This is a genomic window from Anthropogastromicrobium sp., assembly GCF_037349415.1.
Taxonomy (GTDB): Bacteria; Bacillota; Clostridia; order Lachnospirales; family Lachnospiraceae; genus Anthropogastromicrobium; species Anthropogastromicrobium aceti.
The window spans coordinates 14,103-27,530 of record NZ_JAXWCK010000011.1; the positions used below are offsets into that span (position 1 = coordinate 14,103).

Annotated in this window: 11 protein-coding genes and 1 tRNA gene; 10 read left to right on the forward strand and 2 right to left on the reverse strand. The window is 39.8% G+C overall.

Translation table 11 applies throughout. From position 1 onward, the window contains the following. Positions 1-14 precede the first annotated feature (14 nt). The 5 genes from mnmG (at position 15) to WJP93_RS00795 (ending at position 5,379) form a co-directional block, all read left to right on the forward strand. Positions 15-1,886: a tRNA uridine-5-carboxymethylaminomethyl(34) synthesis enzyme MnmG gene (gene mnmG, locus WJP93_RS00775; protein WP_066561150.1), complete on the forward strand. Its 1,872-nt coding sequence runs from the start codon at positions 15-17 to the stop codon at positions 1,884-1,886. Positions 1,887-1,984: 98 nt separating this feature from the next. Continuing rightward, on the forward strand, positions 1,985-2,725 hold the full coding sequence (gene rsmG, locus WJP93_RS00780) for a 16S rRNA (guanine(527)-N(7))-methyltransferase RsmG (RefSeq protein ID WP_337546302.1): 741 nt from the start codon (positions 1,985-1,987) through the stop codon (positions 2,723-2,725). Positions 2,726-2,979: 254 nt separating this feature from the next. After that, positions 2,980-3,744, forward strand: a complete 765-nt coding sequence (locus WJP93_RS00785) for an AAA family ATPase (RefSeq protein ID WP_066561155.1) — start codon at positions 2,980-2,982, stop codon at positions 3,742-3,744. Between the two features lie 55 nt (positions 3,745-3,799). After that, on the forward strand, positions 3,800-4,720 hold the full coding sequence (locus tag WJP93_RS00790) for a ParB/RepB/Spo0J family partition protein (protein ID WP_337546303.1): 921 nt from the start codon (positions 3,800-3,802) through the stop codon (positions 4,718-4,720). Between the two features lie 71 nt (positions 4,721-4,791). Then, entirely contained in the window at positions 4,792-5,379 is a 588-nt protein-coding gene (locus WJP93_RS00795; RefSeq protein WP_337546304.1) for a DUF4446 family protein, read from the forward strand. Positions 5,380-5,452: 73 nt separating this feature from the next. On the opposite strand, the gene WJP93_RS00800 is transcribed toward WJP93_RS00795, so the two are convergent. Further along, positions 5,453-6,133, reverse strand: coding sequence for a YjjG family noncanonical pyrimidine nucleotidase (locus WJP93_RS00800; protein ID WP_337546305.1), 681 nt, complete (start codon positions 6,131-6,133; stop codon positions 5,453-5,455). 202 nt (positions 6,134-6,335) lie between these two features. On the opposite strand from WJP93_RS00800, the gene serS reads away from it, so the two are divergent. The 3 genes from serS (at position 6,336) to WJP93_RS00815 (ending at position 8,696) form a co-directional block, all read left to right on the forward strand. After that, the gene (serS, locus tag WJP93_RS00805) at positions 6,336-7,625 is read left to right on the forward strand and encodes a serine--tRNA ligase (RefSeq protein WP_066561171.1); all 1,290 of its coding nucleotides are present in this window, start codon (positions 6,336-6,338) and stop codon (positions 7,623-7,625) included. Between the two features lie 29 nt (positions 7,626-7,654). After that, complete coding sequence (locus WJP93_RS00810; protein ID WP_337546306.1) at positions 7,655-8,533, forward strand: DUF3881 family protein; 879 nt, start codon at positions 7,655-7,657, stop codon at positions 8,531-8,533. 91 nt (positions 8,534-8,624) lie between these two features. Continuing rightward, a tRNA-Arg gene (locus tag WJP93_RS00815) sits at positions 8,625-8,696 on the forward strand. A gap of 330 nt (positions 8,697-9,026) precedes the next feature. Here the strand turns inward: WJP93_RS00815 and WJP93_RS00820 are convergent. Continuing rightward, positions 9,027-11,549, reverse strand: a complete 2,523-nt coding sequence (locus WJP93_RS00820; RefSeq protein WP_337546307.1) for a glycoside hydrolase family 2 TIM barrel-domain containing protein — start codon at positions 11,547-11,549, stop codon at positions 9,027-9,029. A gap of 321 nt (positions 11,550-11,870) precedes the next feature. On the opposite strand from WJP93_RS00820, the gene WJP93_RS00825 reads away from it, so the two are divergent. Both WJP93_RS00825 and WJP93_RS00830 read left to right on the forward strand, forming a co-directional pair. Further along, the gene (locus tag WJP93_RS00825; RefSeq protein ID WP_337546309.1) at positions 11,871-12,764 is read left to right on the forward strand and encodes an AraC family transcriptional regulator; all 894 of its coding nucleotides are present in this window, start codon (positions 11,871-11,873) and stop codon (positions 12,762-12,764) included. 206 nt (positions 12,765-12,970) lie between these two features. After that, a complete protein-coding gene (locus WJP93_RS00830) occupies positions 12,971-13,156 on the forward strand; it encodes a hypothetical protein (protein WP_337546311.1) in 186 nt (61 codons plus the stop codon). Positions 13,157-13,428: the final 272 nt, after the last annotated feature.

The following is a 13,428-nucleotide window of genomic DNA, read 5'->3' on the forward strand; positions in this document are numbered from 1 at the left end:
AGTGGAGGCAAAATATGGCTGTTTTAGAAGAATATTATGATGCGGTGGTGATTGGAGCAGGACATGCCGGCTGTGAGGCGGCGTTAGCTTGTGCCAGACTGGGATTAGAAACGATTGTTTTTACTGTGAGTGTGGAAAGTATAGCAATGATGCCGTGCAATCCGAATATAGGAGGAAGCTCTAAGGGTCATCTTGTAAGAGAAGTGGATGCGCTTGGCGGAGAGATGGGCAAAAATATTGATAAGACGTTTATTCAGTCTAAGATGTTAAATACATCAAAAGGACCATCTGTGCATTCACTTCGTGCACAGGCGGATAAGCGTGCATACTCGCAGGAGATGCGCCATACCATGGAAAATACCGACAAGCTGACAATACGACAGGCAGAGGTATGTAAACTTCTTGTTGATGAAAATAATAATATAAATGGAGTTGTAACGTATTCTGGTGCAATTTACCATTGTAAATGTGTAGTGCTTGCAACTGGAACATATTTAAAGGCACGCTGCATTTATGGTGATATCAGCAATGAAACAGGTCCAAATGGATTGCAGTCAGCGACACATCTGACAGATTCATTAAAGGAACTCGGCATTGAGATGTTTAGATTTAAGACTGGAACACCAGCGAGAGTTGATAAAAGAAGTATTGATTTTTCAAAAATGCAGGAACAAAAAGGTGATGAGCGAGTTGTTCCATTCTCATTCACAACAGATCCTGAGAGCGTTCAAAAAGATCAGGTTTCCTGCTGGCTGACGTATACAAATGAGCAGACACATGAGATTATCAGAAGTAATCTGGATCGCTCACCGCTTTATTCGGGTGTGATTCATGGAACTGGACCTCGTTATTGTCCGTCTATTGAGGATAAGGTAGTGCGTTTTGCTGATAAGGATCATCATCAGGTGTTTATTGAGCCGGAAGGCTTGTATACAAATGAGATGTATCTGGGCGGTATGTCAAGTTCTATGCCAGAAGATGTGCAGTACGAAATGTATCATACAGTAGCAGGTCTGGAAAATGTAAAAATTGTACGAAACGCATATGCAATTGAATATGACTGTATTAATCCAAGACAGCTAAAGCCAACGCTTGAGTTTAAAAAAATAGGAGGATTATACAGCGCAGGACAGTTTAATGGAAGCTCTGGATATGAAGAGGCAGCGGCACAGGGAATTATAGCAGGAATCAATGCGGCGCTGCATGTGTTAAAACGTCAGGAATTAGTGTTAGACCGTTCACAGGCATATATTGGTGTTTTGATTGATGATCTTGTGACAAAGGAGAATCATGAGCCATATCGCATGATGACATCACGCGCAGAATATCGTTTGCTGCTTCGTCAGGATAATGCAGATCTTCGTTTAACTGCAATTGGTCATGAAATCGGATTAATATCTGATGAGCGTTATCAAAAACTAAATGATAAAAAAAGACAGATCGATGAAGAAATCAAGCGTCTTCAAACGGCAACTATCGGCACAACACCGCAGGTACAGGCATTTCTTGAACAGCATAACAGCACACTTTTAAAGAGTGGAATGACACTTGAGGAGCTGTTAAAACGTCCGGAAATCTGTTATAATGATTTGAAAGAAATAGATACAAAGCAACCAGAACTGCCAGAGGCAGTGACGCAGCAGGTAGAGATAAGTATAAAGTATGAAGGCTATATTAAGCGTCAGCTGCAGCAGGTAGAACAGTTTAAAAAGCTTGAAAAGAAAAAGCTTTCACTTGATTTTGACTACAGTCAGGTACCGAATCTGAGAAAAGAAGCTATTCAAAAGCTTAATGAATATCAGCCGGCATCAATCGGACAGGCGTCAAGAATATCAGGTGTTTCACCAGCTGATATATCAGTATTACTTGTTTATTTAAATAGATAAACAAGAACACTTTATTCGATGTTTTTGTGGAAAAGATAGTTGATATCGAATAGTAAATATAGAATAGTGGAAATAAATGCATAAACAGGAGAAAATAAATGGCAGAAACGATACAACAGGGAGAATGCATTGAAAAAATTATGAATGCGTTTGCCAAGATTGGACACGAACTGACTAATAAACAGGCAGAGCAGTTTTTTCAATATTATGAAATGCTGGTTGAAACAAATAAGGTAATGAATTTAACCGCAATCACAGAGTTTGATGAAGTGCTGCAGAAGCATTTTGTGGACAGCGTGCTAAAATCAGAGATTTTTATCAAGGAAGACACGAAGACTCTGATTGATGTTGGAACTGGAGCAGGATTTCCAGGTGTTCCATTAAAGATTATGTATCCACAGTTAAAGGTAACATTGCTTGATTCTCTGAATAAGAGATTGAACTTTTTAAATCAGGTTATTGAAAAGCTTGGCCTTGAAAACATCACCACTGTTCATTATCGTGCAGAGGATGGCGCCAGAAAGGCAGAACTAAGAGAACAATTTGATTGTGTTGTATCAAGAGCTGTTGCCAACATGTCTACATTGTGTGAATATTGCCTTCCATATGCAAAAGTAGGAGGATGCTTTGTAGCTTATAAATCAGGCAATGCAGAAGAGGAGATTGATAAGGCAAAGAAAGCAGTTCATCTGCTTGGTGGAGTAAAGGAAAATGCAATCTACTTTGATCTTCCGGATTCAGATATTGGACGCAGTCTTGTTATAGTGAAGAAAAAAGAGACTACATCAAAAAAATATCCTAGAAAAGCTGGATTGCCAAGCAAGGAACCGCTGCAGTAGGGAAAATTATAGTTCACAGGATGCCCATTCGCAATGTTCCACGTGGAACATGAACAATTAAAAATACAAAAGAAATGTTCCACGGGAGATAATGTTCCACGTGAAACATTTTTTTATGGCATTTTGAAGAAAGAAGTGCTATACTGTAGAAAAGATGCAAAAAACGTTACAGTTCACAGGACACCCATTCGCAAAAACGCACGTTCCGTGTGAATTGTAATAAAATCATGCTATTTAGCAGAAATGAGGATATTATGGGAAGAATTATAGCTGTTGCAAATCAGAAGGGTGGAGTTGGCAAGACTACTACTGCAATCAATCTGGCAGCTTCATTAGCAGAATACCAGAAAAATGTACTTATCATTGATATGGATCCTCAGGGAAATACAACCAGTGGATTTGGCGTTGATAAAAATGAACTTGAGCATTCACTGTATGATCTGATTACGGATAACTGTACAATACAAGAATGCATTCTTGAAAATGTATTATTCGATACCCTTTCACTTATTGGGTCAAATGTGAACCTGTCAGGAGCGGAAATCGAATTGATTGATGTGGAACGTAAGGAATTTATTTTAAAGGATGCACTTGATGAGATTAAGGATCAGTATGATTTTATTGTAATTGATTGCCCGCCATCTTTAAGTATGCTCACTGTTAATGCGCTTAGTGCAGCTGACACAGTACTTGTTCCAATTCAGTGTGAATATTATGCACTTGAAGGTCTGACACAGCTGTTACATACAATTAATCTGGTAAAGAGCCGCTTGAATCCGGATCTGGAAATGGAAGGTGTTGTATTTACCATGTATGATGCGAGAACTAATCTGTCACTTCAGGTAGTGGAGAATGTAAAAGACAATTTGCAGGAGCGAGTTTATAAGACAATTATTCCAAGAAATGTGCGTCTTGCAGAGGCACCGAGCCATGGACTGCCAATCAATTTGTATGACGCAAGATCAACAGGAGCAGAAGCATATCACCAACTGGCAGAAGAGGTTATAAACAGAGAGTAGTTAAAAATTATTCGCAAAATTGCAAATGGTACTGAATGATAGAAAGGATGAAAGAATGGCACTCAATAAAAAAGGTGGTCTTGGAAAAGGTCTCGGCAAAGGTATCGATTCCTTGATCAGCAATGCGTATGCAGTAGAAACAAAGAAAAAAGATTCAGCAGCTGATAAAAAAGAGCCAGAGACAACAGTAAAGCTGCGTCTTGTGGAGCCGGCATCTTCTCAACCAAGACTGAAATTTGATGAGGATACATTGACTGAACTTGCAGAATCTATCAAAAAATATGGCGTAATTCAACCGATTGTAGTAAAGAAGGTAGAGGATCATTATCAGATTATTGCTGGAGAACGCAGATGGAGAGCAGCAAAGCAGGCTGGATTGAAGGATATTCCAGTCATTATAAAAGATTATGATGAACAGCAGATCGCAGAAATTGCACTGATTGAGAATTTACAGAGAGAAGATTTAAACCCTATTGAAGAAGCAAAAGCATATCAGTCATTGATTGAAAAGTATCAGCTAAAACAGGAAGAGATTGCAGAGAAAGTATTTAAAAGCCGAAGTGTAATCACAAATGCACTTAGATTGCTTAAGCTAGATGAAGAGGTTCAGCTTATGCTAATGGAAGGGCAGATTACAAACGGACATGCGAAGGCGATTTTGGGACTGGAAGATAAAGAAGAACAGCGTGCTGTTGCACAGAAGGTTGTGGAAGAGCAACTAAGCGTGCGCGATACTGAAAAGTATATTAAGAGTTTGTTGGATAAGAAAAATGAGCCAGCTGTTACAAAGCCAGTTTTAAAGAACCAGACATTATATGAGACATTGGAGAGTCGTATGAAGTCTCGCATGGGTACGAAGGTGCAGATTAAGAGAAAGTCTGATGACAAGGGCAAGATTGAAATTGACTATTATTCAAATGATGATCTTGAACGCATCATTGAACTAATGGGAATTACTAAGGATACAATCGAGTAAATTAGTTAAAACTTAGAAAAAGAAAACTGAACAGAGGATAACTGTTCAACTAGAGGAAAGGAAAATAAAATATGGAAATTCTGAATCAGGCGATGGAATTTACACAGCAGTACAGCCTGTTTTTTCTGGCAGGGATGTTCGCTGTGATTTTGATTCTTGTGATCTGCATGACTGTTATGAACAGCAGAATGAAAGAATTGCAGGCAGCATATGATGATTTTATGCGCGGTAATGATGGAAAATCACTTGAGGGCATTTTAAAGACAGTAGTAGAAGATAATAAGCGTGTAAAGATCCAGTGCAAGCGTGATATTGATGAGATCATTAGCATGAAGAAAGGACTTAAGGCAACATACAAAAAGATTGGTATTATGAAATATGATACCTTTCGAGGAATGGCTGGAAAGCTGAGCTTTTCACTGGCACTTCTTGATGGTGATGACAGCGGTTTTGTATTAAGCAGTATGCATACGCAGGATGGCTGCTACAGCTATTTAAAAGAAATTATTCATGGACAATCACATGCAACACTCAGCAATGAGGAGCGAGATGCTTTGGAGATGGCATTAAATTATAATGTCGATGCAGCTAAATTAGAAGAGAAACAAGCGCAGCAGGCAACTCCAGTACAGCAGGATACAGATGAAACTAAAAATTAAATAGAGTAATTAAAAAACGGCTTTCAGAACAGAAACTACTGATCTGGAAAGTCGTTTTTTTGTTAATATAGAGTTAAAGAATAGAAAGTAACTCACTCAGTTGTTTTATCTCATAAGTTGGTGCCTGTGACATTGTATTATCAGAGCCATTTGGGTTAAACCAGCAGGTATCAATGCCATATTGGATTCCACCGATGATATCGGAGGTTAAAGAGTCACCAATGACAAGTGCTTTAGAAACAGAAATTTGAAGCTTTGAAAATACAGCATCAAAAAATTCTTTTTTGGGCTTTTGACATCCGAGTTCTTCTGAAATGAATAGATCAGAAATCATTGGTGTCAATTCAGAGTGAGATAGGCGGCTGTGTTGAGTGGTACTTCGTCCATTTGTAATGATGGAAACCTTATATCCTCTTTCATGCAGAATGCTGCATACACGAAGGGCATCGTGAATTGGCGTGCAGTCTTCGCCAAGGCTTGTCTGATAAAGCTGGCACATTAGAGCCGGATCACCATCTTTGCCAACAGCAGCAAGAAAATCATGAAATCTGGCAATTGCTAGTGCTGCAGAAGTAATTTCACCGCGCTCATATGCTTTCCAATAGGAAAGATTTATGCGCTGATATAGAGAAAGTACTTCATCAGAGTATGGAATATGAAAAGTATCGCACACCTTATGAAAAGCATAAGTTTCTCCAGCATCAAAGTCAAAGAGCGTACCATCAAGGTCAAATAATAAATGGGTATAAGTCATGTTAGTTTCCTTTCTGGTGATGATATATGCTATCTTAACACTAAAGCAGACAATTGACAACAGGTGATGTTCCACGTGGAACATTCCCCACAACCTACTTTACAAAAGAGAATCCGTGGTATATAATAAATAATGTCTGTTTTCCTTATAAAACAAGGCATTTATTGAGTATGAGAGTAGAGACAGAAAGGTTTGGAAAACTATGTTAGATATCAAGTTTGTCCGTGAGAATCCGGACGTTGTCAGACAGAACATCCGTAATAAGTTTCAGGATGCAAAGCTTCCGCTGGTTGATGAGGTAATCGCTCTGGATCTTCGCAACCGTGAAATCAAAAAGGAAGTTGAGACCCTTCGTGCAAATCATAAGAAGGCATCTAAGCAGTATGGTGCACTTCGTGCACAGGGAAAGTTAGAAGAGGCTGAGAAGCTACGTGCAGAGGATGCTGCGTCAGAAGAACGCATGGCAGCATTGAGTGCAGAGGAGAAGCAGGTTGAGGCAGATCTGAAGCAGAAGATGATGATTATCCCGAATATCATTGATCCATCTGTTCCGATTGGAAAAGATGACAGTGAGAATGTAGAGGTTGAGCGCTTTGGCGAGCCAGTTGTTCCGGACTTTGAGGTTCCGTATCACACTGATATTATGGAGTCTTTCAACGGTATTGATCTGGACAGTGCAAGAAAAGTAGCTGGAAACGGATTCTATTATTTAATGGGTGATATCGCAAGACTGCATTCAGCAGTAATTTCCTACGCAAGAGATTTCATGATCAATCGTGGATTTACTTATTGCGTACCGCCTTTCATGATCAGAAGTGATGTTGTTACAGGTGTTATGAGCTTTGCAGAGATGGATGCAATGATGTATAAGATCGAGGGTGAGGATCTTTACCTGATCGGAACAAGTGAGCATTCCATGATTGGAAAGTTTATTGATACTGTTAACAAGGAAGAAAATCTTCCATACACTCTTACAAGCTACTCACCATGTTTCCGTAAGGAAAAGGGAGCTCATGGTTTGGAGGAGAGAGGTGTATACCGTATCCATCAGTTCGAGAAGCAGGAGATGATCGTAATTTGTAAGCCGGAAGACAGCATGATGTGGTATGACAAGCTGTGGAAGAACACTGTAGATTTATTCCGCAGCATGGACATTCCAGTTCGTACACTTGAGTGCTGCTCTGGTGATTTGGCTGACCTTAAGGTAAAGTCTGTCGATGTTGAGGCATGGTCTCCGCGTCAGAAGAAGTATTTTGAAGTAGGAAGCTGCTCTAACTTAGGTGATGCACAGGCACGTCGTCTTGGCATCCGTGTTGTTGGACCGGATAAGACAAAGTATCTGGCTCATACTTTAAATAACACTGTAGTAGCTCCGCCGCGTATGTTGATTGCATTCTTAGAGAACAATCTGCAGGCAGATGGAAGTGTTCGTATTCCAGAAGTTCTTCGTCCATATATGGGCGGAATGGAGAAAATGGTTCCGAAGAAATAAAAGTATAAAATGATAAAGGAGGGAATTTTATGCACGCATACTTACCAGCAATCGGATTTGGGCAAATCAAGAAAAAGTCTCAGCTTCAGCAGCTGTTAAGCAGCGTGCAGAATTTCCCAGATCAGGTTCAAAAAATTCGTTTGGATGAGGAGAGCAGTCTTGTCGTCTATACAAAGGAAGTTGCACCAGACATCGGTCTTATGATCTGTGGAGAAGAGGATATGCAGGGCAGCTTTCAGATGGAATATTATGAGCCATATATTAACAGTAATGTCTGTTCTTCTAAGGCAGAATGCAGCATAGAAAAGGAAAGTGCGAGAGAAGCGTATGATGGCGTCTGTGATGATTGCCGATTAGGACTGAATCTGATTTTTTCTGTAAATAATTTTATGGAATATCGAAAATATCAGGTACTGCAGGGATTTTTTCCAACGGTGACAGATGCCTGTCTTTCTGCTTTGTGTACGCAGGGAAAAATTTTACTTCCCATTTTGAAGAGACCAGAGGCTGCTCGTATTGCAAAGAAAAAGGAACAGGGACGTCAGAAACTGATTGAGGCAGCAAGAGAAGGAAATCAAGAAGCAATTGACAGCCTGACAATTGATGATATGAATTTGAGTAATAAAGTAGGCAGGTTGTTAAATAGTTGTGATATCTATACAATGGTTGAATCAAGTATTATGCCATGTGGAATGGAGAGTGATCGATATACAATCATTGGTGAAATTCTAAATGTGGTGCCTCTTGTAAATGAAATCAGCAAGGAGCCGCTGTGCCAGATGGATGTGAAGTGCAATAATATTTGTATACGCGTTTTGGTGAACCGTTCAGGGCTGATGGGAGAGCCGATGGTAGGACGGCGTTTTAAGGGCGATATTTGGCTGCAGGGAGTGGTAAACTTTGTTTGACAGACAACAAAAAGTATGCTATTATAAATGGCGTACGAGGCACCATTTTGTGGTAAAAAAGAATGGATTGCCTGATGCATATGTGAATAAAGTTCTCTTAGTTAAATGGATATAACAGGGACCTCCTAAGTCTCAGTTGTGGGTTCGATTCCCGCAGGGAACAGTTGTTTGAAGCAGTAATGATTAAGAAAATTCATTACTGCTTTTTACTCCCCAATGAGAGGTAATGATTTCCACCCGGTATTTTCAAGTATTGTGTAATATAGGAAAAGGGGTGTCAAAATCTGTAAAATTAGTTTTCTTGTCTGAGAAATTAGACCTGAGAGATATAAAACGCTCAGATTAGATTTACGAAAATCTAGTCTGGGCGTTTTTTAGTCCAAGGAAAAGGAGGTCAAAAATGAATACAGGTAGTGAGAAACAGAGAGACCGTAATGAAAAAGTTGTGGAGACTTCATCTAGTGAAAGCAAGCATCATTTTGGGTATTAGAAATTATTTTATTGTGAATGCTATTTTTTTCTCATCAAGTCCTTCACACCCTACAGTCAAGGTACACATACCAGTCTGGTATCCACTGCGGATGATCGCTGTTGCCGTTCCGTGGTAGGAAGTGAAAGTTCCAGAGGTATAATTCTCGTCTGTAATCGGATTGGATGAACCGAAGGCAGCCAGCGAACCAACACCTTTCACTGCTGCACTGAGTCTGAGTGCTGCGTCTGGAACAACAATTCCATTTTCATCTACGATTTCTACGCGAACGTAAGCTACCTCATGTCCGTTGGCGGAGAGTTCTTTTTTCTCTTGGATGAGACGAATCTCTTTTGCTGGTCCGGTAGTGACAAGTGTATCCCGTGAGATTTCTTTTCCATCTTTATAGCTGACAGCTTCCAAAGTTCCCGGAAGATAGGTCAGGTCAAAGAGAAAGCTATGTGGAAGTTCTGCTGCAAGGCGTGTTCCGGAAGTAAGCTTACCAACGGAAGTACCATTCTGGATCAGTTCTACTTCATCTCCATTGGAAAAGACAGCAACCTGTACTGGTTTTTTATCAGCGTCTTTCCAATTCCAGTTCTTTGTGACATTTGTAAATCCCCAGTTACCGATCAGTTCTTTTTTTCCAAAGACATCAGGGTCATAGGAGTATAAGTAAGTCTTATTATTTCCCCATACAATGCTGCGGTAAGCTCCCTGTGGCAGCAAACAGCCATTGATATCTACGTCTGCGTCATTCGCAAAACGCCAAGGGAATTGTGAACTATAAGACATCAAAGCAAAGGACCCTATTTTAAATAATGGATCATCCGGCTCAAGGAAAACAGATTTTCCAATACCGGCTTCTCCGATATAATCATATGCTGTCCATGTGAAATCACCGATGACATAAGGCGTACTCTCTACCATTGGCCAGTGAATGCCAATTTCTTTTGGATAATTTTCAGATCCAAGGATGACACGCTCAGGGAACATCTCATGATCCAGTTGATATTTATCTTCCATATAGTTGTATCCGACAATATCAAGACCATTTGTGAATGCTTCGGAGTATTCTTCCCAGCTGGTATCATTTTTACCAGTGTCCGCATTCTGTATGGAAACAGTGTCTTCAGAGACTTCTCCCATTATTTTTTTCATGTTTTCCAGTGACAACTCTTCATCAAGTCCGCTCCAGTAGGAACAGATTGCATTGGAGATTGGTCTGCTGGGATCAAGTGTACGTGCAGCTTCTGCAATGCGTGTGGCAAGTGTATAGCCATTATTCAGACCTCCACGTTCCGAAATTTCATTTCCGGTAGACCAGATGATAACGGATGGATGATTACGGTCCCGCTTCATAAAGAGGGTGAGATCCTTTTTCCAGTCTGCATCGAAAAACTGATTATAGTCACCAGGCCGTTTCATAATTCCCCAGGCATCAAAAGCCTCATCGTAAACATACATACCAAGCCGGTCACAGACTTCCATCAGTGCGGCAGACGGTGGATTGTGTGTTGTGCGGATTGCATTAAATCCAATCTTCTTTAAAGTAGAAATCTTGCGGTACTCAGCATCGTAAAGTGATACAGCGCCGAGCATGCCATTGTCATGATGGATACAGCCACCTTTTAATTTCACTGTTTTTCCATTGATACGTAATCCATGTTTTACATCTGCCGTTATCGTCTTAACACCGAAAAGAACGGAAGTTTCATCTGTTGTATTTTTCTCAGATGGAACAAAATGAGTTTTAAACACACCAAGATCTGTGACTCTGGCATGCAGTTTATAAAGGTTTGGATTCTCTACATCCCAAAGTTCCGGATTCTCAAGTGTCAGATTCAGGTATGCAGTATCCGTAGTGTTAGGGTTGATCTGCATTTTCTGTTTCCGACTGAGAAGGACTTCATCACTTCCGTCTTTTGTGAGAAATACTTCTACAAGTGCCATTTTATTTTCTAAAGTTTCATTCTGTAATTCTACTTCTGTGTGAAGATAGGCACATACGGGATTGCCAAGTGTATCATATTCAATGGATTTGGTATAACCAAAGATTCCATCCGAAGCAATATGAAGCTTTGGCATATGAAGCAATTCTATGCTGCGGAAGATTCCGGCACCGGAATACCAACGGGAATTAGGCTGCATACTTGGGGCTACAGTGATAGTTACACGGTTCTTCTTTCCAAAATAGAGATAAGGTGTAATATTTACGGAAAATGGAATATAGCCATTGTGCTGCAGAATTGCCTTACATCCATTGATGTCGACCGTAGCATTCATCATAATCCCGTCAAAATGCAGATAGACTGCTTCCTGTTCCCATTCCTGCGGGATGTCGATTAATTTTGTGTAATAAGCAACACCTTGTGTATAATAGCCGCTGGCAGGACCGGAAGCGGCGCTTTCGCTGACATTACTTTCAATCATATAATCATGCGGCAGATTCACTTCCCGAATGGATTTTGCTTTTTCAGCATCTGGAAATTCATCATAGAGTCCATGTTGAAACTGCCAGCATTGATCAATATTCTGATTACGCATAATAAGCTCCTCCTTGATTTCATAGTTGGGCCTTTCGACATAACATTATTTAATTTTATGATAAAACGAAACAACGGGAATGACAATGACTAAAGAAAATGGTATAGTAAATAATAAGGACGAAATGCACGAATTATAAAATGGGGGATACATAAAGTGAAAGTGAAGAAAATAACGAAATATCAGAGAATAATTGACAGAATCAAGGAAATAAGAAGATTCTACATGGATTCGGAAAAACAACAAGAATATGACGAATTGCCCTATTTTGGAGAGGCGAATCATGCATCTTCTGCAGCAAACAGGAAGATTGCAGAGAAAATGTCTACATTATTAATTGTTTATGGAAAGGAAGGAATGGAATGGAGTATAAGTCCAGCAGGACAGCGTTTAGTCCGAAGAGAATTTCCAAGACGCAGTTGGTTTCATAAGCATGAGTATGTGGAAATCCTTTATGTCATTGAAGGGAGCTTTACGCAGATTCTGTTGGGAGAAGAAATCCGGTTTGAACAAGGAGAGTTTGTGATTACAGATCAGAATTGTGAACATGCGGATTACATAGAGGCCAAGGATGCAGCGGTACTGTTTTTACAGATTCGATCAGATTATCTGGAGCAGCTGCTGCGAAGTTATGATGGGACAGATGAGATGCAGAGATTTCTGTTTCATGCGTTATGGAGACAAAAAAAAGAACAGAGTTTTTTACAACTTCAAAGATCCAGAAAATATTCCCGCAAGGAGGTAGACATTGAGCAATTATTAGAAAATCTTCTGGCTGAAGATTTATCAAGGGAACCCGGATATGAACAGATCGAGCATGGACTTATGATTCGTCTTTTACAGTATTTATGCTGGGCATATATTCCACAGCTTCATACCGACAGTAAAGAAAGCAGGGAAAAAGCATTACTGTACGAATTGGAGTGCTACATCCGGGAGAATGTTGCAAAAGTGACGGTTTCTGAACTCGAAAAAGAATTTCATTATCATAGAAATTATTATTCTTTGATTTTAAAGAAATACCGGGGAAAATCATTCCAGCAATATGTCATTGAAATACGCATGAAGTACGCAAAGCAGCTGTTGGAACAGACGACACTGTCCGTTAAACAGGTTGCACAGCAGATAGGGTATGAAAATGTAAGTCATTTCTATAATTTGTTTGAGAAGTATTATGGAAAGACACCGAGAGAGATCAGGAGCAGAGAAGGATAGTCACAGACGAAAACAATAGGTGTCGCTTTTTCCAAATACTTCTTCAATTTTTTTCGTATCCTTTCCAATTCTGGTTTCGTTTCCAAAAATATGGGATGAACCAAAATAATAGGAATTACTGTTGCTTCCTATCATAGTTCACTTTTATTAGGTTTCTGCTGTAACCAAAAAACAATGAGAGATTTAATGAGCAGTATCCAGATTTGATGAATAAAGGATATTTTACTGATGTTGATGATGATACGATGAGACTTGGTACTTTTTATTATGCGGGTGGTATTTATTATATCCTAAGACAGTGGCTTACAGAGCCAATCAATAAAACACCACAGGAAGGAGCCTTCGCTTATTCGAAAGCTCCTTTTCTGCATACCTTACTTTTTCAGCTTTAAGCCATCTCGAAATGCTTCGCCCACACCAGAATAGGAGAAAGAAATGATAGCAATGCCGACATTAGCTAAGTTTGGAGGTGGTGCGTGGTCCAGTAAATGGTAAACAATGAGGATACTAGGCGGTGTTCGTTTGCTAGCTTTTCTAATTTCATAATTGATCCAATAAAAGCCTACATTTATAGTATTCAAGTTAAGAAGTGCTGAAATAGGTTGATTGTTTACAAAAGTCGGGCGGGAAAGCCCACGGTTTTAACCGTGGGATGAAAGCCAAG

Coding starts and splice junctions, on each gene's coding strand:
- serS (WP_066561171.1), top strand. CDS start 6,336: ATGTTAGATATCAAGTTTGTCCGTGAGAATCCGGACGTTGTCAGACAG.
- WJP93_RS00795 (WP_337546304.1), top strand. CDS start 4,792: ATGGAAATTCTGAATCAGGCGATGGAATTTACACAGCAGTACAGCCTG.
- WJP93_RS00810 (WP_337546306.1), top strand. CDS start 7,655: ATGCACGCATACTTACCAGCAATCGGATTTGGGCAAATCAAGAAAAAG.
- WJP93_RS00790 (WP_337546303.1), top strand. CDS start 3,800: ATGGCACTCAATAAAAAAGGTGGTCTTGGAAAAGGTCTCGGCAAAGGT.
- mnmG (WP_066561150.1), top strand. CDS start 15: ATGGCTGTTTTAGAAGAATATTATGATGCGGTGGTGATTGGAGCAGGA.
- WJP93_RS00800 (WP_337546305.1), bottom strand. CDS start 6,133: ATGACTTATACCCATTTATTATTTGACCTTGATGGTACGCTCTTTGAC.
- WJP93_RS00785 (WP_066561155.1), top strand. CDS start 2,980: ATGGGAAGAATTATAGCTGTTGCAAATCAGAAGGGTGGAGTTGGCAAG.
- WJP93_RS00825 (WP_337546309.1), top strand. CDS start 11,871: ATGTCTACATTATTAATTGTTTATGGAAAGGAAGGAATGGAATGGAGT.
- WJP93_RS00830 (WP_337546311.1), top strand. CDS start 12,971: ATGAATAAAGGATATTTTACTGATGTTGATGATGATACGATGAGACTT.
- WJP93_RS00820 (WP_337546307.1), bottom strand. CDS start 11,549: ATGCGTAATCAGAATATTGATCAATGCTGGCAGTTTCAACATGGACTC.
- rsmG (WP_337546302.1), top strand. CDS start 1,985: ATGGCAGAAACGATACAACAGGGAGAATGCATTGAAAAAATTATGAAT.